Source organism: Pseudoalteromonas sp. TP27, from assembly GCF_056470645.1.
In genome coordinates this window covers 371,931-395,227 of the sequence record NZ_JARDAK010000001.1, presented here as the reverse complement: position 1 = coordinate 395,227, position 23,297 = coordinate 371,931, and the positions used below count along the sequence as shown (strand labels likewise).

At 38.1% G+C, this 23,297-nt stretch carries 21 protein-coding genes and 1 pseudogene; 16 read left to right on the top strand and 6 right to left on the bottom strand.

Features of this window, described 5'->3' with window-relative positions:
* Window positions 1-82 precede the first annotated feature (82 nt).
* Window positions 83-3,252 (top strand): annotated as a pseudogene (locus tag PX700_RS01745) (amidohydrolase family protein).
* Window positions 3,253-3,389: 137 nt separating this feature from the next.
* Here the strand turns inward: PX700_RS01745 and PX700_RS01740 are convergent.
* A complete protein-coding gene (locus tag PX700_RS01740) occupies window positions 3,390-3,731 on the bottom strand; it encodes a hypothetical protein (RefSeq protein ID WP_479519674.1) in 342 nt (113 codons plus the stop codon).
* A 150-nt stretch (window positions 3,732-3,881) separates the two neighbouring features.
* Here PX700_RS01740 and PX700_RS01735 point away from each other — a divergent pair, with 150 nt between their 5' ends.
* Window positions 3,882-4,634, top strand: coding sequence for a Nif3-like dinuclear metal center hexameric protein (locus PX700_RS01735; protein WP_479519673.1), 753 nt, complete (start codon window positions 3,882-3,884; stop codon window positions 4,632-4,634).
* A gap of 25 nt (window positions 4,635-4,659) precedes the next feature.
* Here PX700_RS01735 and PX700_RS01730 read toward each other — a convergent pair whose 3' ends face one another.
* From PX700_RS01730 to PX700_RS01720, 3 genes are all read right to left on the bottom strand, one after another.
* On the bottom strand, window positions 4,660-5,424 hold the full coding sequence (locus PX700_RS01730; RefSeq protein ID WP_479519672.1) for a YdcF family protein: 765 nt from the start codon (window positions 5,422-5,424) through the stop codon (window positions 4,660-4,662).
* 54 nt (window positions 5,425-5,478) lie between these two features.
* Window positions 5,479-6,366, bottom strand: coding sequence for a LysR family transcriptional regulator (locus tag PX700_RS01725; protein ID WP_197179685.1), 888 nt, complete (start codon window positions 6,364-6,366; stop codon window positions 5,479-5,481).
* Between the two features lie 533 nt (window positions 6,367-6,899).
* Window positions 6,900-9,269: a bifunctional diguanylate cyclase/phosphodiesterase gene (locus PX700_RS01720; RefSeq protein ID WP_479519671.1), complete on the bottom strand. Its 2,370-nt coding sequence runs from the start codon at window positions 9,267-9,269 to the stop codon at window positions 6,900-6,902.
* A 292-nt stretch (window positions 9,270-9,561) separates the two neighbouring features.
* Here PX700_RS01720 and pyrC point away from each other — a divergent pair, with 292 nt between their 5' ends.
* From pyrC to PX700_RS01675, 9 genes are all read left to right on the top strand, one after another.
* Entirely contained in the window at window positions 9,562-10,614 is a 1,053-nt protein-coding gene (pyrC, locus tag PX700_RS01715; protein WP_479519670.1) for a dihydroorotase, read from the top strand.
* Window positions 10,615-11,055: 441 nt separating this feature from the next.
* The gene (locus tag PX700_RS01710) at window positions 11,056-11,259 is read left to right on the top strand and encodes a cold-shock protein (protein WP_002961702.1); all 204 of its coding nucleotides are present in this window, start codon (window positions 11,056-11,058) and stop codon (window positions 11,257-11,259) included.
* A 1,197-nt stretch (window positions 11,260-12,456) separates the two neighbouring features.
* The gene (locus PX700_RS01705) at window positions 12,457-13,227 is read left to right on the top strand and encodes a DUF3450 domain-containing protein (RefSeq protein ID WP_024590812.1); all 771 of its coding nucleotides are present in this window, start codon (window positions 12,457-12,459) and stop codon (window positions 13,225-13,227) included.
* A gap of 6 nt (window positions 13,228-13,233) precedes the next feature.
* Entirely contained in the window at window positions 13,234-14,598 is a 1,365-nt protein-coding gene (locus tag PX700_RS01700) for a MotA/TolQ/ExbB proton channel family protein (RefSeq protein ID WP_415638622.1), read from the top strand.
* Window positions 14,598-15,122 (top strand): MotA/TolQ/ExbB proton channel family protein, encoded by a 525-nt coding sequence (locus PX700_RS01695; RefSeq protein ID WP_002961709.1) that lies wholly within the window; start codon window positions 14,598-14,600, stop codon window positions 15,120-15,122. The genes PX700_RS01700 and PX700_RS01695 overlap by 1 nt, the downstream gene beginning before the upstream one ends.
* 14 nt (window positions 15,123-15,136) lie before the next feature.
* Window positions 15,137-15,541 carry an ExbD/TolR family protein gene (locus tag PX700_RS01690; RefSeq protein ID WP_002961710.1) on the top strand — a complete coding sequence of 135 codons (405 nt, stop codon included), beginning with the start codon at window positions 15,137-15,139 and terminating at the stop codon, window positions 15,539-15,541.
* The gene (locus PX700_RS01685; protein WP_007583869.1) at window positions 15,541-16,158 is read left to right on the top strand and encodes an energy transducer TonB; all 618 of its coding nucleotides are present in this window, start codon (window positions 15,541-15,543) and stop codon (window positions 16,156-16,158) included. Before PX700_RS01690 ends, PX700_RS01685 begins: the two co-directional genes overlap by 1 nt.
* A gap of 11 nt (window positions 16,159-16,169) precedes the next feature.
* Window positions 16,170-17,429, top strand: a complete 1,260-nt coding sequence (locus tag PX700_RS01680; RefSeq protein WP_415638623.1) for a tetratricopeptide repeat protein — start codon at window positions 16,170-16,172, stop codon at window positions 17,427-17,429.
* 61 nt (window positions 17,430-17,490) lie between these two features.
* Entirely contained in the window at window positions 17,491-18,534 is a 1,044-nt protein-coding gene (locus PX700_RS01675) for a hypothetical protein (RefSeq protein ID WP_479519669.1), read from the top strand.
* A 16-nt stretch (window positions 18,535-18,550) separates the two neighbouring features.
* On the opposite strand, the gene PX700_RS01670 is transcribed toward PX700_RS01675, so the two are convergent.
* On the bottom strand, window positions 18,551-18,877 hold the full coding sequence (locus tag PX700_RS01670; protein ID WP_479519668.1) for a TraR/DksA family transcriptional regulator: 327 nt from the start codon (window positions 18,875-18,877) through the stop codon (window positions 18,551-18,553).
* Window positions 18,878-18,938: 61 nt separating this feature from the next.
* The gene (locus PX700_RS01665) at window positions 18,939-19,919 is read right to left on the bottom strand and encodes a tRNA-dihydrouridine synthase (RefSeq protein ID WP_415638626.1); all 981 of its coding nucleotides are present in this window, start codon (window positions 19,917-19,919) and stop codon (window positions 18,939-18,941) included.
* A gap of 226 nt (window positions 19,920-20,145) precedes the next feature.
* Between PX700_RS01665 and PX700_RS01660 the strand changes: the two genes are divergently transcribed.
* The 5 genes from PX700_RS01660 (at window position 20,146) to apt (ending at window position 23,297) form a co-directional block, all read left to right on the top strand.
* Window positions 20,146-20,670, top strand: coding sequence for an HvfA family oxazolone/thioamide-modified RiPP metallophore (locus tag PX700_RS01660; RefSeq protein ID WP_479519667.1), 525 nt, complete (start codon window positions 20,146-20,148; stop codon window positions 20,668-20,670).
* Window positions 20,671-20,737: 67 nt separating this feature from the next.
* Complete coding sequence (locus PX700_RS01655; RefSeq protein ID WP_479519666.1) at window positions 20,738-21,595, top strand: HvfB family MNIO-type RiPP peptide maturase; 858 nt, start codon at window positions 20,738-20,740, stop codon at window positions 21,593-21,595.
* Window positions 21,596-21,631: 36 nt separating this feature from the next.
* Window positions 21,632-22,384, top strand: a complete 753-nt coding sequence (locus PX700_RS01650) for an HvfC family RiPP maturation protein (protein WP_479519665.1) — start codon at window positions 21,632-21,634, stop codon at window positions 22,382-22,384.
* Between the two features lie 72 nt (window positions 22,385-22,456).
* Entirely contained in the window at window positions 22,457-22,579 is a 123-nt protein-coding gene (locus tag PX700_RS01645) for a hypothetical protein (RefSeq protein ID WP_002962301.1), read from the top strand.
* Between the two features lie 172 nt (window positions 22,580-22,751).
* The gene (gene apt, locus PX700_RS01640; RefSeq protein WP_007375861.1) at window positions 22,752-23,297 is read left to right on the top strand and encodes an adenine phosphoribosyltransferase; all 546 of its coding nucleotides are present in this window, start codon (window positions 22,752-22,754) and stop codon (window positions 23,295-23,297) included.

Sequence of the window (23,297 nt, the reverse complement as noted above, 5' to 3'; positions counted from 1 at the left end):
CATATAACGCTGGCAAGTTGCGTTTGTTTTTGTTGCAATCATGTAAAATAGTTTTTACTGCAACAAAACAAGCGAGAAACGCATGAAAAAAATGCTTCATACAGTATTGGCGCTTTCAGTGTCACTAGCGATAGGGCAAGTGAATGCCGCTGAAAAAGAAGAACAAAAATGGCAAGTAGATTCACCTAAAGGGCAATTTGTTGACGCTGCAATAAGTGTTGAGCAAGGTACATGGATGAATATCGATGTAAGCCCAGATGGTAAAACAGTGGTATTTGACTTACTTGGCGATATTTACACTATGCCAATGAGTGGCGGTACAGCAACAAAACTCACCTCTGATATTGCATGGCAAATGCAGCCTCGCTTTAGTCCCAATGGTAAAAGTATTGCGTTTACGTCAGATCAAGGTGGCGGCGATAATATTTGGACAATGGACTTAGATGGCGAAAATCAACACGCTGTTACTGACGAAACCTTCCGATTGCTAAATAGTCCTGCATGGAGCCCTGATGGCGACTACTTAGTTGCACGTAAGCACTTTACGGCGAGTCGTTCACTCGGTGCGGGTGAAGTGTGGCTATATCACAAAGCGGGCGGCAAGGGTGTACAGCTTACAAAACGAGAGAACGATCAAAAAGATTTAGGTGAGCCTATGTTTTCTCCTGATGGTCGTTATGTTTATTTTTCGCATGATGCAACACCCGGTAAAACATTTCATTACTCAAAAGATTCTGTAGCGGGTATTTATAAAATTAAGCGCTACGACCGTGAAACGGGTGAAATTGAAACGGTAATAGATACGATGGGCGGTGCTATTAGGCCTACGCCGTCGCCAGATGGAAAAAAATTGGCGTATATAAAGCGTGATGACTTTCAAACAAGCTTGTATTTATACGACTTAACTAGTGGTGAGCACACTAAGCTTTTCGATAAACTTGAGCGAGACATGCAAGAAACATGGGCTATTCACGGGGTTTACCCAACCATTGCATGGACACCCGATAACGAAGAATTGGTATTTTGGGCTGGTGGTACAATTCACAAGCTAGATGTTGCAGACAAATCTGTAAAAACCATTCCTTTTAAAGTGCAAACGACTAAAAAAATTCAAAAAGCGGTGCGCTTTACACAAAACTTAGATACTGATGAGTTTGATGTAAAAATGCTGCGTAACGTGCAAGTAAGCCCCGATGGCGAAACGGCTATTTTTGAAGCACTTGGGCACATTTATAAACGCGATTTAGAATCGGGTAAAATTAAGCGTTTAACAAAGCAAACTGATCATTACGAATTATTCCCGCAGTACTCTCGCGACGGTAAAAAAATAGTTTACACCACATGGGATGATAACAAGCAAGGCTCAGTGCGTGTGGTGTCTGCGCGCAGTGGTCGTGGCGATACAATTACAAAAGAGCCAGGTAAGTACGTAGAGCCTACGTTTAGTCCAAATGGTAAAACGGTTGTTTATCGAAAAGCGACCGGTGGTAGTATATTAAACCCTAAGTGGTCACTTAATCCGGGGGTTTATAGCGTAAGTAGTAAAGGCGGGAAAAGTGAGCTGATTTCAAAAAGTGGTTACCAGCCTCAATTTGGTGATGCAAACGATCGCGTTTTTATAATGAGTCCTTGGCCAAAGCCAACGCTAAGTGTGGTTGAGCTTGAAAGTAAAAAAGTTCGCAAATTATACGAGTCAGAGCATGCGACTGAATTTAGAGTATCGCCAGATGGTAAATACCTAGCGTTTGCTGAGCGATTTAAAGTATTTGTAACGCCGTTTGTTCAAAGTGGTAAAACAATTAATATTGGGCCTAAAGATAGTCAATTTCCAATAGAGCAACTATCGGTACGTGCGGGTGAAAATATTAGCTGGAGTGCTAAAAGCAACACGCTTTACTGGACATTAGGTGCAGAGCTTTATCATGCAAGCCTTGATGGCATGTTTGCTATTAATAAAGCCGAAGATGCCGACTTTAAAGTAAAAAGTGGCGATAACATCGGTTTTAGTAAAAAAATGGCTGAGCCTAAAGGTATGATTGCGCTTACTGGTGCAAAAATTATAACTATGGATGGCGAAAAGGTTATTGAAAATGGTGTAATCATTACTGATGGCAAGCATATTAAAGCAATTGGTACAGCCAGCGATATAAGCATTCCTAAAGGCGCTGAGGTTATTGATGTAACAGGCAAAACTATTATGCCTGGTATTGTTGATGCTCATGCACATGGCTCGCAAGCAAGTGACGAAATTATACCTGAGCAAAACTGGAAAAACTTTGCAGGTTTAGCGCTGGGTGTAACTACAATTCACGACCCATCAAACGATACTTCTGAAATATTTACCGCAAGCGAAATGCAAAAAGCAGGCATGATTGTTGGCCCGCGTATTTTCTCAACCGGCACTATTTTATACGGAGCAAATATGCCAGGTTATACTTCGCATATTGACTCGTTAGACGATGCAAAATTTCATTTAGAGCGCCTTAAAAAAGTAGGTGCGTTTAGTGTTAAGTCGTATAACCAGCCTCGCCGTGAGCAGCGCCAACAAGTTATCGAAGCAGGCCGGATGCTTGAAATGATGGTTGTCCCTGAAGGCGGCTCATTATTACAACATAACTTAAGTATGATTGTGGATGGGCACACAGGTATCGAGCATTCAATCCCTGTAGAGCACATATACGACGATATAAAGCAGTTATGGTCGCAAAGTGATGTTGGCTATACACCAACACTTGTAGTGGCATTTGGGGTGAGAACTACTGGTACGATAAAACTGATGTGTGGAATCATCCGCGTTTAAGTAAATTTGTGCCTAAAAACCAGCTATTACCACGCTCTATGCGACGCATTAAAGCGCCCGATCATCACTATAATCACTTTAATAACGCACGCGTTGCTGCTGAGCTGCAAGACCTAGGTGTATTAGTTAACTTAGGTGCTCACGGTCAGCGTGAAGGCTTAGGTGCACACTGGGAGATGTGGATGTTTGCACAAGGCGGAATGACACCGCTTGAGGCTATACGTGCATCAACACTCGATCCGGCTAAGTATTTAGGTCTTGATAAAAACGTAGGCTCACTTGAAGTTGGCAAGCTTGCTGATTTAATGGTTATAGATGGCGATCCGCTTAAAAACATTCGAGATTCGGATAAAGTAGATTACACCATGATCAATGGTCGCTTATTCAATGCCGAAACAATGAATGAAGTAGGTAAAAAAGAGCGCGAACCACTTTACTTCGAAAAACTGTAATTTATTTTGATCTTTTGAAAGCGGCTACATAGCCGCTTTTTTAGCCTTACACGACTTATAAAGCTTTATGTTTTTGGCAAATAACAGATATAAAAAAACCGCTTAACGCGGTTTCTTTTAAAAATCATAAATGTTGATTAAACAACACCGCGCGGTAAGCGACAGTCATGATCTTTACGCGCTAAAATTACAATCCAAAGCTCTTCTGCTGTGTAACCTTCTTCGTTTTCGGTAACAACAGTGAATGGTGCTTTTTTCTGTGTTTTAACAGACGCAGCCGCTTTTGTTTTTTTCGTTTTAGTTGTTTTGCCAGAGTTTAACTTTTTAGTAAGCTCTGCTACGTCAGCTAGGCGTAAATTTTTACCGCCATCAATGCTGTACCAACCAGGTTTGGTTGTGATTTCAGGTTTTTTACCATTGGCAGTTTCGTACGCTGCTTCAAAGGCAGATAACACTTCTGTTTTGTCTAGTTTGCTCATCAGAGACCCTATACGTTGTGAACACAGATAAAGAAGCCGTATTTATACCTATTTTAAAACAGTTTTTCAATTTTTTGCGATTTTCCTTCCATTTTAAGCGTATAAACGCCAAAATTTGCACAAAATTCAGTGTTAAGTAAGGTAAGTTATATGCAGCGTAGAGAATTTAACCAACTCCTAAATGACATTTTAAAACCGCATTTAATTAAAGATTTTTGCCCAAATGGCTTACAAGTCGAAGGTAAAAACGAAATTAAAAAAATTGTGACGGGTGTAACTGCTAGCCAAGCATTAATAGATGCCGCTATTGAGCAACAAGCTGATGCTATTTTGGTTCATCATGGCTTTTTTTGGAAGGGAGAATCCCAACCTATAACGGGAATGAAAAAGCGTCGTATAGCTGCGTTACTAGCAAATGATATTAATTTATTTGGATATCACCTACCACTTGATATTCACCTAACAGTTGGCAATAACGCGCAACTTGCAAAGCTATTAGATATTGAAATTGAAACAGGACTAGAGCCAACTTCAAATAGCGTAGCAATGAAAGGGCGTTTAAAAACACCATTAAGTGGTGAAGCGTTTGCAGATAAAATTGCAAAAGTGCTTAACCGAACACCACTTACAAGCCTCGTGCGCTTAGCTAAAATTGAAACCATTGCACTGTGTACTGGTGGTGGGCAAGGCTATATTGACTTAGCTGCAGAGCAAGGCATTGATGCGTATTTAACGGGTGAGGCATCGGAGCAAACGATTCATAGTTCTCGTGAGCAAAATATTGATTTTTTTGCAGCAGGGCATCATGCAACTGAGCGCTATGGTATTAAAGCCTTGGGCGAGTTACTTGCCCAAGAATATGGCTTTGACGTCACGTTTATAGATATAGACAACCCTGTTTAGTAGTCTCTGTTTCTTAGTGAATAAGCTAAAGCGCTTCTGGGTTTGCCCAGCGGCGCACTGTGATCCATGCATTTCCAATTACTTCATGAGCGTACTGCGTTACTACCAACAAAGCCTGAGCATTAGGTATAAATTGTTTATGCCACGGTAATACAGCAAAGTTATGGTAATCAGTGGCGGCGGTTATTACTTCAATACCTTGAGCATTAAATAAGTCTTTGGCGCGGGGCATGTGCAGCACAGATGTTACTAGCGCGACTTTAAAATCAACTAATTTAGGTGCTAATAATTTAGCTTCTGCTGCGGTATCCATCGCTTTTGGATTTTGGAGTATACGATTTTTATTAATTCCTATACTAATTGCCGTTTGATACATAAGCCCGCTATTAGTGGTATTTTGGTAACCTCCTCCTGAAACGATAAGTTCTGCATTAGGATAGTGCTTTGCTAGTTTTACACCTTCTACTAAGCGCGTTAGTGCACAATTACCTAATTGATTATTAGCACTGAGTGCAGGATTTGGGTTTATATCGCAACCGAGTACGACTATTTTGTCTATTTTAGAATGCTTTGAGGCATTAAATGCAAGCGACGTAGGTTCGTTATTGTGGATAATTAAATTGGCGATAAAGGGTGTGCTCAATGCAAGTAATACAATTAAGCTTAAAGTAGATAAGAAGAGAGCGGATTTACGACCTTTAAATGCAAGTAGTAGCATCAGGCACGTAAATAAACCAAATAGGGGCAGTGGCATTAGCAAGCCACCAATCAATTTTTTAATAACAAACATAAGAGTTAAACGCTGTAGAGTTAATTACAGCGATATTACTCATTATATTGATGATTATCGACCGTTATTTAACTTACACGTATTTAAAAAGTGACGATAAACAGGGTTATCTTTCATGTCTTTTTTCATCGCTAAATACATAGGACGAGTAAGGCCAAGAGCGCCCAAAGGAATTGACTTTATTAGGCCTTGGCTCTCGTAAGGTGTAACTAGCCAATCAGGTAAAGCGGCAACGCCCATGCCGGCACTTACTAGTTGAAAAATAAGTAATCCTTGGTCAACCGTTTTTAACGTACCGTCAAAACGTGCATTTTGAATGAAATGCTTAAATATATCTTGGCGTTCACGCGGGATAGGGTATGAAATAATGGTTTCGTTTTTTAAATCAAGCGCTGTTACATACGCTTTTTTAGCAAGTTCATGATCCGGTGCCACAATCAGCTTTAATTTAAAATCAAATAAGTGTGCGTATTCTAATGTATCGGGTTCACGTATGTCTGATGTTAAAACTAAATCGAGCTCGTCATTTAATAAATCAGGAATTGCGTCGTAACTAAAGCCGCGCTCGTAATCAATTTTTATATCAGGCCAAAAGTTATTAAATTCTTTAATAGTAGGCAATAACCAATGAAAACATGCATGGCACTCCACACTTAAACGCAGTTGAGATATAGGCTGATTTAAGCTTTCTTTCAAACGGCATTTAGTCGCTTCCATTTTTGGCAGTATTTCGTGAGCTAATTCAAGTAATAACATTCCTTGAGGGGTAAAGCGTACAGGTTGAGTTTTACGCTCGAATAATTGGCAATCTAATTTATTCTCTAAGTCTTTGATTTGATGAGATAAAGCAGACTGTGTTAAAAATAACTCTCGTGCCGTATTAACCAAAGATCCTGTTTCTTTTAGGGTTGCTATGGTTTTTAAATGTTTAATACCAATCATCTTTAAAAATTCTCATGTGGAAAGTGAGTTCAGCTCAGATTAATTACATACTACGCCTATACAAAAAACGTTTCAACGTCTAGATGGCTAAAGTTTTGCGGTTTATTACAGTTTATTGCTACGAATCGTGAAAATATTAGAATTATTAATGATAAAAGTCATTTAAAAACTGGTTTGATAAGTTTTAGATGAGTTTGCTTCATGTTGTATTTTTAAGTTTATTAATTGCGATATGTTTAATCTCGGCGTAAATGTCGACTGTATAGATAATTAAGAGGTGAGGGTGTTACGGATAAATTACTTTAGATTGTGATTTTAAAACTAGGTTTGAGAAATAGCAGGGTAAGTACTTAGTTATATGCTTAAGGTAGTATAAGTACTTAGTTATATGCTTAAGGTAGTAAAAATCACGTGGAAAACTAAAATAGCTTTTACATGATTTTAGTTTAGATCAATAAAAATTATATACGTAATACCTGAGCCAGCGACCTACTCGCTGGCTTTTATATAAGGGCTTTTATATAAGGGCTTTTTTACAAGGGCTTATTAATAAGTAATATGGCTTCTTTGGCTATAACCGGTTTTGACTTTAAAAAGCCTTGTCCGTAATCGCATGCGGTTGATTGTAAAATAGCTAATTGTTCAGGTGTTTCTATTCCCTCAGCAACCACTTCAAGCTTTAACGATTGGGCAAGTGATAAAATAGCTTCAACTAGAGGGTTCGTGGAATCTTGTAAGTGATCAATAAAGCTTTTATCTATTTTTAAAATATGAATAGGCAATTGGTGTAAGTAGCCGAGTGCTGAGTAACCTGTTCCAAAATCGTCAAGGCATAACTTTACTTTTAGAGGTGATAGCCCCTCGATTATTTGGGTGGCGAGTTCTAGATTTTCTATTAAGCCTGACTCGGTAATTTCTAAGCACAAAGAACCTAGAGGTAATTGATACTTATTATAAATAGAGTGTATTTGCGCTACAAAATCGAGGCTTGCAAAATGTCGTGACGACACATTGACCGTTACTTTTAAGAAGCGATGACCTTGTTGGTGCCAATTTGAAATCTGCTGAGCGGCTAAATCAAGCAAATGTAAATCAAGATTTATAATTTGCCCTGTAGTTTCAGCTATCGATATAAAATCATTTGGTGATACGAAACCCTTTTTGGGGTGATGCCATCGCACAAGCGCTTCAAATCCGATAATTTCACTTGTGGTTATTGTAAAAATGGGTTGAAAATAGAGCTCAAACTCGTTGTGTTCGATACCGTGTTGTAGGTCGTTTTCAATATCGGCATGAGTTTTAAGTTTTTTACGCATCGCGTTGTTAAAAAACTTAACCTGACCACGTCCAGTCGATTTAGCTTCGTACATAGCAGCATCAGCTTGTTGCAGTAATATATAAGCTTTATCATTTATGTTATCGGTATAGGCAACACCAATACTAGTAGAGGCTTGAAGTAGGTGGCTATCTACATTAAGAGGTTTTGCTAATACGTCTTTAATTCTGTTTAAAGCTTCATTAACTTGGTTTTTATGCGTGATATTTTCCATGAAAATAGCAAATTCATCACCGCCTAAACGTGCAAATGTATCTGTGCTTCTTACTGTGCTTTTAATCAGGTCGCATATTTTTATAAGGAAATGATCGCCTACTTCATGCCCAAGCGAATCATTAATACTTTTAAAACGGTCAAAGTCTAGATACAACAATGCATGGCTAGTGCTTTTTTTTGCATGTGTTAAACACAAAATAGCATGTTTTATTCTCTCAATAAGTAATGAGCGGTTAGCAAGGCCTGTAAGCTCGTCATGTAATGCTTTATGCTCAAGCTCCTGTCGGGCTAACTGCCTATCTATAGCCATACTTATTTGGCGACTCACATAGGTGAGAAGGGTGCTATCGTGTTCGTTGTAATGCTGCGTTTTATCGTAACTTTGTACGACAATAACACCACTAATATGATCACTTGTTTTAAATGGAACGCCTAACCAAGACTCAGACTGCCTACCCACCATTTTAAAATCACCGTTATTAATGTGACTTTGAAACGCGTCTTTATCGAGTAATAAGGTTTGCTCTGTTTGCAGTAAATAATACGAGGCTGTGTCTTTTAGCTGTTCTTTAGATATTTTTTGATGGGTTTTGGAATTTATGCCTTCTTCGACTATATAAACGAGATCGAGTATATCTATTTTTTTGTCGTATAGAGCAATAAAAAAATTATCAGCGAGAAGTAAATTATTGATAATTGAATGAAGGGCTTCAAAAAACGTATCTAAGTCGTTAGCTTTATAGGTTAAATTGGCTATTTGCAATAAGCTATTTTCTAATTTTTGTGCATTATTAAGTTGTTCAACAGTTTTCTGTAAGCTGTTTACCGTATTTACTTGGTTGATTTTTGCACTGAGTAAGTGAGCAACGGTTGTCAGTATTTCAAGATGCGCATTGGTAAAATAACCCTTGATAGGATGCTCACAATCAATAACACCCAAAACCTGTTTTTTATATATCAGTGGGACACATAGTTCGGATTGAGCAGGGCGTTCATCAGCGATATAGCGACTGTCTTTTGTTACATCATCAATAATCACCGCTTTACCAGTTGTTGCTACAGCACCAGTAATACCTTCACTAAAACGTATTATTTTGCGTTCTGCTTGATATTTGTCACGCGCGTGAGCAATACCCATTGATGCAACTTGGTTTAATGTATTTGCTTTATTGTCAGCAAGATATATAACACAATCAACAAATCCTAAACGGTTTACAACATGCGTTGTAACATACTCAAATAACTCTTCTAGTGTATCGAGTTGTAATAAGCTAGATGAGAACTGATTTATAATACTCAATTGATCAGTTTTTATTTCAAGTGCTCTAGTAGCATCAATTTTGTAAGACATAGGCAATTTATATTATTCTTTTTATTTTTAAATACAGGATTAAGTTAACGTAATCTCGTATTTTTGTACAAAATAAAGCGATGAGTGGTTTTAATTTTTAGTTAAAAACCATGATAATTAGCTTTAGGCGATTGTAAATTATTGCAATAAGGTAATACAGTTGAATTAGCTCATTGCGCTTTAATTACATACCTCGGCAGTGTCATCAATATAAAATATTATTTTTAATAAAATCTTTACTCGAAAACATCATATGCCTATGATCGAATAAATTCAGCCGTGGAACAAAGTAATGACTAATACAACTTCAAACTCAGCAACAACATTAACAATAACTCGCCCCGATGATTGGCACGTACATTTACGTGATGGCGATCAATTAAAAGATACTGTACGTGATATTAGTCGTTATATGGGTAGAGCAATAATTATGCCTAATTTGGTGCCGCCTGCAACTTGTACAAATACGGCATTAGCATACAGAGAAAGAATTATGGCTGCTAAACCACAAGGTAGTTTTGAGCCTTTAATGGTGCTATACCTTACAGAACAAACAACGGCGGACGAAATAAAAAAAGCAAAAGCAACAGGCAAAATAGTTGCAGCAAAACTATACCCTGCTGGCGCTACAACAAACTCCGATTCAGGTGTCACGTCAGTAAAAAATATTTACCCTGTTTTAAAAGCAATGCAAGAAGTTGGTATGTTGTTGCTAGTGCATGGAGAAGTAACCGATTCATCTATTGATATTTTTGACCGCGAAAAAGTTTTTTTAGAGACTATTTTAGGGGATGTAGTAAATGATTTTCCTGAACTTAAAATTGTACTCGAACATATCACAACCAAAGATGCAGTTGAGTTTGTGGTTAATGCGCCAAGCAATGTAGCTGCAACAATTACAGCTCATCATTTACTTTATAATCGTAATCATATGCTAGCGGGTGGAATTCGCCCACATTATTACTGCCTACCTATATTGAAACGCAATATTCATCAGCAAGCATTGATGGCTGCAGCTATTAGTGGAAATAAAAAGTTCTTTTTAGGAACTGATTCTGCACCACATTATAAAGACAAAAAAGAAGCTGCTTGCGGTTGTGCTGGAGCCTATACGGCTCATGCCGCTATTGAGTTGTACGCGGAAGCATTTGAAGATGCTGGGGCATTAGATATGCTTGAAGGGTTTGCAAGCCACTTTGGACCTGACTTTTATGAGCTGCCACGTAATACCGATACAGTTACATTAGAAAGGAAACCGTGGAAAGTACCAGCAAGCTATACTCTAGGCGACTCTGAGGTTGTGCCTATAAAAGCGGAAGATACTATTGATTGGTTTGTTAAATAGTTAATAATATATATTCAAACTAAAAGCCGCATAAATTTTTAATGCGGCTTTTATGTTTCTGTTATTGGTATTATAAGAGTGTCACTTTGGTAATATGGCGGTTGTAGGGGGCTTTTTCATACACTTATAGCAATATATATTACAATAATACTTTATAGTTTTTGCTTGTAAATTAGTCAGTTAAAGGCGGTTTAAAACAAATATATATTTTTAATAAAAAATTCCCAATTAATAGAGCGAAAAAAAAAATAATGTGTTAATCTTACCTTGCTTTGAGTTTTATGTATTGAATTTACGGATATTGTGCTGCGTTTAAGGTTACCGGTTAGGTTATTACTTGTTCCTGTACTGTACCTCCATATTTTTGAGCATTGACTCAGGGAGGATATTGCCATAATAATATGGCTGAATTTTAATTATTGACTTACAGGAAAATTTAGTATGTCGGTTACTGGTAAAGTAAAGTTTTTCAACGAAGCTAAAGGCTTTGGTTTCATTGAACAAGAAAATGGTCCTGACGTGTTTGTACATTTCAGCGCAATCACTGGTTCTGGTTTTCGCACTCTTAGCGAAGGTCAAGCAGTGACATTCAGCATCAAACAAGGTCAAAAAGGCCCTGAAGCTGAGAACGTAGAAGCAGCATAATTTATTATGTGAACTCTAGTTCATCGTGGTGAAGCAGTTTCTGTTTCACCATAATTCCCTCTTTTAACATATCTATCCACAAATTACTTAACACCTTAATTTAAATCCTATTTAATATCTGCTTAAACCTTTTATGTTTAGAAATGTAAAAAATTAACTATCTGCATAATCCAACGAATCAAATCATTCTCTAGCGTTTTTAAAACACTCCTCATAATTTATCCAACTGATCTGATACTACTTATATAAAACCGCAGCAGAATATCGATACGCGTAAATTTTGATATAATACCAACTCCAATAAATAGCTGATCTATTTTACTTGCTAAAACAACCCATTTCTTTGTTGTAAATTTCGCAAAGGGAACAACCATTTACATCAATTTACCCCTAGAACTGAATTATTTTTTCGGCGTAAAATTTAGATCAGATACTTAATGGGATTGGTATTACTGCATAAATTTAATTGTTAAATAGTATTAAAGATCACTTTAACAATAGCGAATATGCGCTGCCTGTATATTCGTTCTAAGGCTTTTATTAAGCCCGCTAGGTTGCAAACCTAACGCCGCGATTGAATTGCCCTAGATAGAATAAATTTTAATCCTGATTGGTAGCAGGCCCAGCTTTGGCTTGCTAAAAACTCATATATGTAAGGCTATTATTACTATTAGTGGGAAACACGTTTTAAACAGCTTTTGAAATTACGTGTTTAAAGTGGGGGAGTTTCGTTAATAGAGATTATCCAGTGTTGTTTTTTTGTGCGACAGATGGTTTGTTTTTTCAGATGAAGTGTAACAGAAGAGGTAAAATACGATAAAATCGTTTAAAAAATAACTTTTATTATATCCACTTATATTTTTTTTTGTTTTTTTTCAGTGCGAATTCAGCTTTGGCTAAATGTTGCAATAATGTTGTTTTATGTCAGTGCAATGCGAATAAATACACCCCTTAAAAGGCTTTAATAGAAATATTAAGAAAAAGCTTCGTTGCAATAATGTTAACTGTTGTGGGCTGGTACTTTTGTTTAAGCATTAACTTAGCTATTTATTTACTGAGATTAGTAAACATCAAGTTGACAGCGCTAATTGCATTTAGCATTATTGGAAGGTTGATATCTATTAAAAGATATCAGGGTTGTTCTCTTCGGAGGATAATTAAATTATAAAAGTAACATTACTTAATTGGTTGGGAACTATGTCTGTTAAAATCAGAAAGAGTCTTGTAGCAACTGCGTTGGTTGGCGCATTTGCATTTGCAAGCAGCAATGTGATTGCAGATCCTTTGAATGACGTGCAAAAAGCAGGTCAACAAATTCAAAAGGCTGCGGTTAAGTCTCAAACTAAAATTGACAATGTATATGGTCAAACTCAGGAGCTAATCGCTGAGTACCGTAGCGTTGTTGATGAGACTGAACTTATGAAAGTGTATAACGATCACGTGTCGCGCTTGGTTGATAGCCAAAACGCGTCTATTGAGTCGTTTGATCGTCAAATCGCTACGATTGATAACACGAAACAAAACGTTGTGCCTTTGATGTATCGCATGATCGATACGCTTGAGCAATTCATCAAAGCGGACGTTCCATTTAATCTAGAAACGCGTTTAGGACGTGTTGAAAGACTACGTGAAATCATGGTTTCTGCGTCTGTAACGACGTCTGAAAAATTCCGTCAAGTACTTGAAGCTTACACTATTGAAACAGCATACAGCTCTCTTGTATCTGCTTCACAAGGTACATTAGAAGTTGATGGCAAGAGCATTAACGTTGATATCGGCCAGTTAGGTCGTATCACTTACGTTGCTCAGTCTTTTGACTTGAAACATGCTTGGGTGTGGGATAACAACACTAAACAGTGGAAAGAGTTAGGTGAAGAATACCTAAAACCTGTTAAAGAAGTTATTCGTATGGCGCGTAAGCAAGCGACATTAGAACTTGTTAAACTACCTATCTTTGGCGCGGAGTAATCAATAATGAAGAAACTATTTAAAGGTTTTGCTGTTGCCGCAGTACTAACTGTTTCTGCAGGTACCGCGTTAAATGCACATGCAAATACTGGAGCTCTAGATAAAATTCTTGAGCAAGTAAAGCAAGAGCGTATCTCTGAAGGTAAAATCGATAAGAAGCGTGAGCAAGAGTTCTTATCAGATCGTGCTGACAAGCAATCTTTACTTAATAAAGCTAAAAGCCAACTTGCTTCTGAGAAGTCTCGTGGTGAACGCTTAACTAAGCAATATGCACAAAATGAAAATACGTTAGCAGAAAAAGAAGCTGCTCTTCAAAGTGCCCAAGGTACTTTAGGTGAGATGTTTGGTGTTGTACGTCGTGCAGCTCAAGACGCTATCGGTTCTATCGAAGCATCACTAGTTAGTGCTGAGAAACCAGGCCGTGCTGAAATCTTACGTTCATTAGCTGCGGCTAAAGAACTTCCAACTGTTCGTGAACTTGAAGAACTTTGGATTTCACTTCAAACAGAAATGACTGAATCAGCTAAAGTTTCAACTTTTGAAACTGAAGTTGCTGGTCTTGATGGTAACCCGTCAATGAAGAAAGTAACGCGTATCGGTAACTTTAACTTAGTTACAGACGATGGTTACTTAATTTACTCTCCAGAGACTAAGTCTATCCAGCCTCTAGGTAAGCAACCTGACGGTTATATCTTAGACGGTATCACGGCTCTTGAAAATACATCACCAGATAACTACGCTGGTGTTTATATCGATCCGACTCGTGGCGCTATCTTACGTATCAACACTCAAAAAGCGACCCTTATGGAATACTTCCATCAAGGTGGCGTAGTTGGTTATATCATTACAGCTTTACTAGCTTTAGGTATGCTAATTACTCTAATCCGTTTTGTTGACCTTACACTTACTACAGGTAAGATTAAGAGCCAACTTAAAAATGTTGCTACACCGAATACAAACAACCCACTGGGTCGTATTCTTAAAGTGTACCATGACAACAAGAACCAAGATGTTGAAAACCTTGAGCTTAAACTTGATGAAGCGATTCTACGTGAAACGCCACGCATCGAAGCTGGTATCAATATAATTAAGATTCTTGCTGCAATCGCACCGTTACTAGGCCTACTAGGTACAGTAATCGGTATGATTTTAACGTTCCAAACAATCACATTGTTCGGTACGGGTGATCCGAAGATCATGGCAGGTAACATCTCTCTAGCACTTGTAACTACAGCGCTAGGTCTAATTGCTGCATTACCACTAATTCTACTTCATGCTCTAGTAGCGGGTCGTAGTAAGTCGGTATTACACATCCTTGATGAGCAAAGCGCGGGTATCGTTGCTACTCACGCGGAGAAGGAGAAAGCCTAATGCTAGTCCTGATGGAGATATGGGAATCTATCAGGGATTTTGTTGGCACAGGCGGCCAGGTTTTATACGTGGTCGCGATAGCACTCTTTCTGATGTGGGTTTTAATGATTGAGCGCTATTGGTTTCTACTTGCAGAGTTTCCTCGCACAGCGAAAGAAATTGTAGCAAAGTGGGATGCCCGCCAAGACACTACGTCTTGGTACGCACACAGAATCCGTGAAGCATGGATTTCTGAAGCGTCTGAAAAATTAGATCAGCGTATGTTGTTGATTAAGACATTAGTAGCTGTTTGTCCTTTAATAGGCTTACTTGGTACTGTTACTGGTATGATCTCGGTTTTTGAAACCATGGCCAACCAGGGTACGGGTAACGCACGTTTAATGGCATCAGGTATTTCAATGGCAACAATCCCAACAATGGCTGGAATGGTTGCGGCACTATCTGGAGTATTTTTTAGCTCACGTCTTGAGACAAAAGCTAAAATGGTGAAAGCCAAACTTATTGATAGTATGCCTCATCACTAGAGAGAGAATTAAATATGGCACGTAAACAACGTTTTCGTGAAGAAGAAGAAGCAGCGGTTGATATGACGCCAATGCTTGACATCGTATTTATCATGCTTATTTTCTTTATCGTAACTACATCGTTCGTTAAAGAGGCTGGTATCGAGGTCAATAAACCTAAAGCGGCTCAAGCTACTAAGCAAAAAAATGCTAACATTTTTATTGCTATTCGTAGTAACGGCGAGATCTGGATTGATAAACAGCAGGTTGATGTTGAACGTATTTCAGCAAAAATCGAAAGTTTATTAGCAGAACAACCTACTGAAGTTGTAATTTTGCAGGCTGACAAAGAAGCAAAACACGGCGTAGTGGTTAAAGTTATGGACCAGATTAAAGCGACGGGTGATAACCTGAGAATTTCAATAGCTGGAGATCAGTAATGATTCGTTTTCTGTTTTCACTGATTGCAGGTGGGGCAGTTACTTTCGGCTTGTTCTACTTCATGGCCTTCCTCATCTCTGGTGGGGCTGACCGTAATACGGAACAAAAAGAGCAGATCATAGTCGAAATAATGACGAATCCGCCTGAATCTAAGGTGCAGGAGAGGAAGCGTGTACCGCCTCCTCCTCCACCACCGCCAAAGCAGCCGCCTAAACCGCAGCCGCCACAGCCGGAAAATAATAATCCAAACCCTGGTGCTATGTCATTTAACATGGGTAGCATTGATGTTGGTAGTTCAGCTGGTGGACTAAGTGGTCCTGGTGCATTTGGACGAGATGGTGATGCGACACCTATCGTTCGTATAGAACCAAAATATCCAACGCAAGCAGCACGTGATGGCAAAGAAGGTTGGGTACAACTTTCATTCACAATTGATGAGTTAGGTGGAGTAACTGACGTTGAAGTAATTGACGCAGATCCGAAGCGTATCTTTGACCGTGAAGCTAAACGTGCACTGCGTAAGTGGAAGTACCGTCCTAAGATCATTGACGGAAAACCACAAAAACAACCAGGTTTACAAGTTCAATTAGACTTTAAACTTAACCAAGGCAACTAAGGAGGCGAGTAATGAGAAATTTTTCTAAAGTAACTGCTCTTGCAATTCTTATGTCTGTGACTGGTGCTACTTTAAGTGCATCTGTTTTAGCGGCGCCAGATTACGCAAAGATTGAAGAGCGTAAGAAAGCAAAAACTAAAATCATGGGCGAGCGTACTGGTAAAAAAGTAATTAAAGCATTTGATTTGTACAACGAAGAAAAAGTTGATGAAGCAATTGTTTTGCTTAGAGAGATTGAACCTTCGAACGACTTTGATAAAGCGACCGTAAATCGTTACTTAGGTAGCATGTACGCTCAAAAAGAAAAGTATGACGAAGCAATTAAATATTCTAAACAAGCAGTTGCCCCTGATGTTTTAAACTTTGCTGACCAAGAACAAACTCTAAAACTGTTAGGTGATTTATACGCCGGTACTGAAAAGTATCAAGAGGCCAAAAAAGCGTATGTAGCTTGGATGGACTTTACCGGTCAAGAAGATCCTACGGTTTATACACGTATTGCTCAAGCTAACTATCAGTTAGAGCAATTTCGTGATGTTTTTGAACCAGCAGATAAGGCAATAAAGCTTCAAAAAGAACCTAATAAAGGTCCTTACCAATTAAAACTGGGTGCATACTTTGAACTTAAAGATTATGCAAACATGGTTAAAATTGGCGAAGAAATTGTTCGTGTATGGCCTGATGATAAAAAAGCTTGGGTTAGCTTAGGTAAGTATTACCTACAAACCGAGGATTATTCTAAAGGCCTGGCAACGATGGAAGTTGCTTACAAGAATGGTTACTTTGAAAATGAAGTTGAATATAAAGTCTTATCTAACTTTTACTCTTTAAACGAGATCCCTTTTAGAGCAGCTGTAACGCTAGAAAAGGCCGTTAAAGCAGAAAAAGTAAAACGTACAAAGCAGAATGTTAGCGCGATTGCTAGTAACTACCATCGCTCTAAAGATTTAGAAAAAGCTGCTAAGTACTACGAAGAAGCTGCTAAATTTGATGACGACGCTGAACTTTACCGTAAAGCTGGTTCGTTACTTTTACAATCTGAGAAATTTAGTGCCGCTGTTGTTCGTTTGAACAAAGCATTAGAGCTTGGCTCTGATAAAAAGGGTACTATTTACTCAGATTTAGCTGAAGCGTATTACTACCAAGGTAAGTATAAGCAAGCATATGCTGCAATTACTAAAGCTATGGATGACCCTCGCACACGCAAGTTTGCAAAAGGTTGGTCTACATATATTAAAGATAAAGCCGCTCGCAACGGTGTTAAAATTTAATTTTAATTAGCTAATGCAACTTATAAAAAGCCCCTCTGGGGCTTTTTTTATTGGAACTACTATGTATAAAAAGCTCTCTTTTTCATTATTACTATGTCTTTTTTTAGGGGCATGCTCAAAGCAGCCTCAACCTTATGAGTCATTTGAAGAGGCACAAGTTGCTTTAAAAACTTTAAACATGGCACTTGTACAAGATGATTCTAAAAAAACCGGTAAAATCACTAAAGAACAATTGGTTTTCTCAAATGCATATTTGGCAGAGCGTCATACTATTTATCAGAACTTAATGGATATTGAGCTTAATCTTAATCAAATTGCGCAAGTAAACTATTTGGTTATTGCGGAGCGATTTCCTGGGCGCTATTTTAATTGGCCAGCTCAAGTAGATGTATTGAAAAACATGCTTGCTTTTGAAGGCTCAAAAAACTCACCGGATAGTATTATTACGTGGCTTAAATCAACCCAAGACACATTAGACAGTGCTAAACAAAGTAATTTAAAGCTAAATAAGATTGAACTTACATTATTACAAAGCTATGTATCGAGTGCGATAGACAATAATGATGTTCAGCCAGTGTTTAAAAGTCATATAAGGGCTTTTAACGATTATTTAGCTAGTTATAAGCCCAGAGGTAGCATTGGTTTAAGAGGCTTGCCAAATGGCACAGAGTGGTATCAGAGCAAACTTAATTACTTTAGTGGCGAAGTACATTCTCCGTTGGAATGGGTTACTCTTTTAAATGAAAAAATAAAAGTATTAGATCGTGTTACATTCGATAGTAAAATGTCTACTTCTCATCAAAAATCGTTTTTAGCGCAATATTTATCGAGTGAAAAGCTAATTGAAGGGCTTGATTGGCAGACTGATTATCAAGACTTACCTGCAATGGCGAGCAATATGAATATGTCTGATAAAGGTAAAACATTGATGCTTGCAATGATGGAATCGGATATAGGCATTCATTATCATGCCTGGACTTTACCACAAGCAAAAGTGAACCTTATAAAACGCCTAGAAATGAGTCAAGAAGAGGCTCAGTATTTAGTGGAAGATATAATACTCTACCCAGGGCAATCATTTAGCTTTATACAACAAATTATATAATGGTTTTACAGTGCGCTTATGATGCGCACTTCGTACACCGTTGAGTTGCGGGGTCTAGTTCAAGTGATTTGGCTGATATTTTTTCTTCACAGTCACAGCAGTAACCATATTGGCCAATTTCTATTTGGCTTAGTGCAGCTTCTAGTTCAGTCATGCGGCTAATTAAAAGTGTATATTCAGGCCCAAGCTTCTCGGCGGCACAGTCTAACCATTCATTATTTGCTGTATTATCTAAAATTTGTATTAAATGCTGATGTGCAGGATAGGCTGATTTAGAAAGCATAGTTAATATATTTAATTTAACTTGTGCTATTTCATCGCTTAGTCTTTTTTGATGATGCATTATCAGTACAACCTTATTAAATTGGCTTTACGTTATACTGATATTATCAAGGGGCTTTAAGTTAGCTGTTATGATTTGAATCAAGTTGTGGTGCTTTGGCGTATTTATTTAATACACTGGCCACGTCTTCTTTACTTTTTAAACGCCTAATTTCATCAAATAAATCGATAGCTTGCGGATACTGACGCTTTAGATAGCCAAGCCATTGCTTGGTACGCGAAGCAAAGTACTTTTCATCTTTTGCAGGGTCTTGATGGATCGCAGAGTGAATTAAATGATAAATAATATGCTCCCATTGTAGGCCATCATAGTGTTCGTTATTTACATGAGCTTTAATTTTTTTTGCTAGATCAGGATGTGAAAGGGCGCCGCGACCAAGCATTAAATCAGTGCATCCACTTCGTTTTTGACAAAGCATTGCGTCCTCAACTTGCCAAATTTCACCATTGGCAACAACAGCAATATTTTTGTCTTTTATTATTGGTGGAATTTTTTCCCAATAAGCTGGCGGGTTGTAACCATCACGTTTGGTTCTGGCGTGTATTGCCACACTATTTGCGCCTGCGCTTACGACAGCATCTACAATTTCTTGGCTGTTACTGTCGTCATCAAAGCCTAAGCGAATTTTTGCACTTACTTCATGTTCATCATCTACGGCGTCTCGGACTGCCTTAATAATAGTGTACATGTGGTCAGGATCTTTAAGGAGTACAGCACCCCCTCTGCTTCGATTAACTGTTTTTGCTGGGCAACCAAAGTTAAGGTCGACCCCATGAGACCCCAATGCAATTGCTTTTACTGCATTTTCAGCTAACGGGTTTGCTTCTTGGCCAAGTAATTGAACACGCACAGGAGTGCCTGCTCGCGTAAAACCATTATTATGTAGCTCAGGACAAAATCGATGAAAAACTTTGTCAGGTAAGCATGTCTCAACCACTCTTACAAATTCGGTAACGCACAAATCGAACCCACCAATGTCTGTGAGTAATTGGCGCATTTTAAAATCAACGACACCTTCCATAGGCGCTAAAACAAGTTTCATAAGGTGATTAATTCTGATAAAAAACTGGACGCATAGTTTACCTGTAAATCACACATTGATAAATCTGTAATTACCAACCATATTTAATGTAGAAACTGCAAAAGTAAATAATATGAAAATAAATGAAAGTTTTTATTCTTGTACGGGTCTACTTAAGCATACAAGCAATTTAAAAATACATTTTTATTGCTGAGATTTACAATCCTTGATTAAAGAGAGTCATAAAATGAATACAATTAAAAAAAATACAATCGCGTTAACTTTAGGTGCAGTAGTTGTTGGCTCTGCAAGTTTTGTATCTGCGGATGTGCAAGCTAACCCATTTGAGTTCCAACAATTAGTAACAGGTTACCAATTAGACGCAACTGAAGGTAAATGCGGCGAAGGTAAATGTGGTGGCGACGCAAAAGATACTAAAGACATGAAAACCAAAGCTGAAGGCAAATGCGGCGAAGGTAAGTGTGGCGGCGACGCAAAAGATGCTAAAGGCATGAAAACTAAAGCTGAAGGTAAATGCGGCGAAGGTAAATGTGGCGGCGACGCAAAAGACGCTAAAGGCATGAAAACTAAAGCTGAAGGTAAATGCGGCGAAGGTAAATGTGGCGGCGACGCAAAAGATGCCAAAGGCATGAAAACTAAAGCTGAAGGCAAATGCGGCGAAGGTAAATGTGGCGGCGACGCAAAAGATGCTAAAGGCATGAAAGCAAAAGCTGAAGGTAAGTGCGGCGAAGGTAAATGTGGTGGCCGTTAATTTCTTATTCTAAATAAGTTATGCTAAAAGGGCCTTAAGGCCCTTTTTTGTTAAGTCAGAGGTAGCTATGACACAAACTCAAAATACAGATTTCGGGATGGTGGGACTTGGCCTACGACGAGAAATGCTTGGTGAACTGCTTGAGCATGTACCTAATCAAGTCGATTTTTTGGAAGTTGCGCCAGAGAACTGGTTAAAGCTAGGGGGCCGTTTTAAAAAACAATTTAAAACATTAACAGATGCAAATAACTTTGTGTGCCATGGTTTGTCATTGTCTATTGGCTCACCAGAACCTCTGGATGTTGAATTTGTTAAGTCTTTAAAAGTTTTTTTTGAAGAGCACAATATAAAAATTTTCAGTGAGCACTTAAGTTACTGCTCTGGCACAGGCCATATGTATGACTTAATGCCTATTCCGTTCACGCAAGATGCTATTACGCACGTTGTTTCACGTATTAAGCAAGTACAGGACATACTAGAACAGCAAATAGCGATAGAAAATGTTTCTTATTATGGCACTCCTGGGCAGCAATTATCAGAGCTAGAATTTACAAATGCTATTTTAGAACAAGCCGACTGCAAGCTTTTACTTGATGTGAATAATATTTATGTTAATTCGATTAATCATGATTATAACGCACAAGCATTTTTAACTGGATTACCTTCGAACCGTATTGCCTATGGACACGTCGCTGGGCATTACAATGAGGCTGATGACTTAATAGTGGATACACATGGCGCTGATGTAATCAGTCCTGTGTGGGAGTTACTTGATAAGGCATATGAAGTACATGGCGTATTTCCGACTCTGCTTGAGCGTGATTTTAATATTCCTACTATGGATGTGCTAACCAAAGAGTTAGACATAATTCATGAGCTACAAGCTAAATACCTTAATTCGACTATTTCAAAACAACGAGCTTAATATAAGCCTTTATAAACATTAAAAGAGTGCCTAGTTATGAGCTTTATTGAAATACAAAACGAATTTATGGCGCATATTCGAGAGCCTAAAAAAAATAAAAAGCCCAGCGGGATTGAAGATAGACGTATGGCTATTTATCGCGACCTATTTTTTAATAATATTGAAGGCTTTGTATCATCTGGTTTTCCAGTATTAAAAACCTTATATACCGATAAACAATGGCAGGTACTTGTACGCCAGTTTTTTAGTGAATATGATTGCCATTCGCCGTACTTTTTAGACATAGCAGGGGAGTTTATTAATTACTTATCAAGTGATTATAAAATGAAAAAATACGATCCTGTGTTTATGCTAGAACTTGCGCATTATGAATGGATAGAACTAGATGTATCGATTGCACACGAAGATGAGCAAGAACAAAAATTACTACCAACAGCGCTTACTAGTTCTGCTTTGTATTTATCCAAAGCAGCTAGAAATTTAAGTTATCAATTTCCAGTTCAAAATATTAGCAATCACTTTATGCCTAAAGAGCCATCACCTCAGCCTAATTGTTTTGTTGTATATAGAGATGAAGATGATGACGTTCAATTTTTAGCAACAAATGCCATGACTGCTTTATTACTGTCAATTATAGAGGCAAGTGATGGAGCAACATTTGACGACGTTTGCCAACAGGTATTAGCTCACGCGCCGCAATTTAATGCAGAGCAAATTGCTCAAGGTGCATTGGTTACCCTTAATGCAATGGTTGAGCGCGGTGTCATTGTGACAAAAAATCAAGATTAAGGTCTTTATTGATGATTTTACATCGTTTATTATGGCAGCCTTATTTGCCGTGCTTAATAAAAGGTTGTACCAATGTCAGATGATAAAGACTTTAAAGATCCGTTCAACGCTACTTACTTTCTTGCTTTCTTAGCTGTATTTGCAGGGATTGGTTGTTTAAATGCAATATTAGGCTGGATCACTAGCTTAACTTAAAATGCATAGCGTTTATTGAGGCTGTTACTTACTTCAGCCTTGAGTCTCTTTATTTTTAATTACACTCCTTTCACTTAATACTTCTTTTATAATAACGCCAAACTCGCAATTAAAGGTTAGTTAAGGTTATAATCACCTGCTTTGTAATATAAACAATTGAGCAGTTAAAATTATGACTCAAGTAACACCAGCAATTATCAAAAACAGCATAACTACAATTGCTGATTATCCAAAAGCGGGCATCATGTTTCGCGATGTAACCACTTTAATGGCAAATCCAGAAGCCTTTAAAGCTACTATTGACGCTTTTATCGCTGAATATAAAGATCAGGGTTTTACTAAAATAATTGGCACAGAATCACGTGGCTTTATTTTTGGTGCGCCATTGTCTTACGCGTTAGGCATTCCGTTTATTCCTGTACGTAAACCAGGTAAGTTACCACGCGAAGTTATTCGTCAAGATTACTTACTTGAATACGGTGAAGACACGCTAGAACTGCATGTTGATGCAATTGTACCTGGCGATAAAGTACTATTAGTTGATGACTTATTAGCAACTGGCGGCACAATTGAAGCCACTGCTAAATTAGTTCATAAACTAGGTGGCGAAGCCACAGATGCTGCATTTGTTGTATCACTACCAGAACTTGGTGGCGAGCAGCGCATCAAAAAAATGGGTATTAAAATCCTAAAATTGGTTGAATTCGAAGGCGAGTAA

Excerpts from the sequence above, each read along its gene's own strand:
- PX700_RS01645 (WP_002962301.1), top strand. The coding sequence starts at position 22,457 with ATGTCAGATGATAAAGACTTTAAAGATCCGTTCAACGCTACTTACTTT.
- PX700_RS01690 (WP_002961710.1), top strand. The coding sequence starts at position 15,137 with ATGGCACGTAAACAACGTTTTCGTGAAGAAGAAGAAGCAGCGGTTGAT.
- PX700_RS01660 (WP_479519667.1), top strand. The coding sequence starts at position 20,146 with ATGAATACAATTAAAAAAAATACAATCGCGTTAACTTTAGGTGCAGTA.
- PX700_RS01675 (WP_479519669.1), top strand. The coding sequence starts at position 17,491 with ATGTATAAAAAGCTCTCTTTTTCATTATTACTATGTCTTTTTTTAGGG.
- PX700_RS01695 (WP_002961709.1), top strand. The coding sequence starts at position 14,598 with ATGCTAGTCCTGATGGAGATATGGGAATCTATCAGGGATTTTGTTGGC.
- PX700_RS01720 (WP_479519671.1), bottom strand. The coding sequence starts at position 9,269 with ATGTCTTACAAAATTGATGCTACTAGAGCACTTGAAATAAAAACTGAT.
- PX700_RS01710 (WP_002961702.1), top strand. The coding sequence starts at position 11,056 with ATGTCGGTTACTGGTAAAGTAAAGTTTTTCAACGAAGCTAAAGGCTTT.
- PX700_RS01655 (WP_479519666.1), top strand. The coding sequence starts at position 20,738 with ATGACACAAACTCAAAATACAGATTTCGGGATGGTGGGACTTGGCCTA.
- pyrC (WP_479519670.1), top strand. The coding sequence starts at position 9,562 with ATGACTAATACAACTTCAAACTCAGCAACAACATTAACAATAACTCGC.
- apt (WP_007375861.1), top strand. The coding sequence starts at position 22,752 with ATGACTCAAGTAACACCAGCAATTATCAAAAACAGCATAACTACAATT.
- PX700_RS01735 (WP_479519673.1), top strand. The coding sequence starts at position 3,882 with ATGCAGCGTAGAGAATTTAACCAACTCCTAAATGACATTTTAAAACCG.
- PX700_RS01685 (WP_007583869.1), top strand. The coding sequence starts at position 15,541 with ATGATTCGTTTTCTGTTTTCACTGATTGCAGGTGGGGCAGTTACTTTC.
- PX700_RS01725 (WP_197179685.1), bottom strand. The coding sequence starts at position 6,366 with ATGATTGGTATTAAACATTTAAAAACCATAGCAACCCTAAAAGAAACA.
- PX700_RS01730 (WP_479519672.1), bottom strand. The coding sequence starts at position 5,424 with ATGTTTGTTATTAAAAAATTGATTGGTGGCTTGCTAATGCCACTGCCC.
- PX700_RS01680 (WP_415638623.1), top strand. The coding sequence starts at position 16,170 with ATGAGAAATTTTTCTAAAGTAACTGCTCTTGCAATTCTTATGTCTGTG.
- PX700_RS01740 (WP_479519674.1), bottom strand. The coding sequence starts at position 3,731 with ATGAGCAAACTAGACAAAACAGAAGTGTTATCTGCCTTTGAAGCAGCG.
- PX700_RS01700 (WP_415638622.1), top strand. The coding sequence starts at position 13,234 with ATGAAGAAACTATTTAAAGGTTTTGCTGTTGCCGCAGTACTAACTGTT.
- PX700_RS01670 (WP_479519668.1), bottom strand. The coding sequence starts at position 18,877 with ATGCATCATCAAAAAAGACTAAGCGATGAAATAGCACAAGTTAAATTA.
- PX700_RS01665 (WP_415638626.1), bottom strand. The coding sequence starts at position 19,919 with ATGAAACTTGTTTTAGCGCCTATGGAAGGTGTCGTTGATTTTAAAATG.
- PX700_RS01650 (WP_479519665.1), top strand. The coding sequence starts at position 21,632 with ATGAGCTTTATTGAAATACAAAACGAATTTATGGCGCATATTCGAGAG.
- PX700_RS01705 (WP_024590812.1), top strand. The coding sequence starts at position 12,457 with ATGTCTGTTAAAATCAGAAAGAGTCTTGTAGCAACTGCGTTGGTTGGC.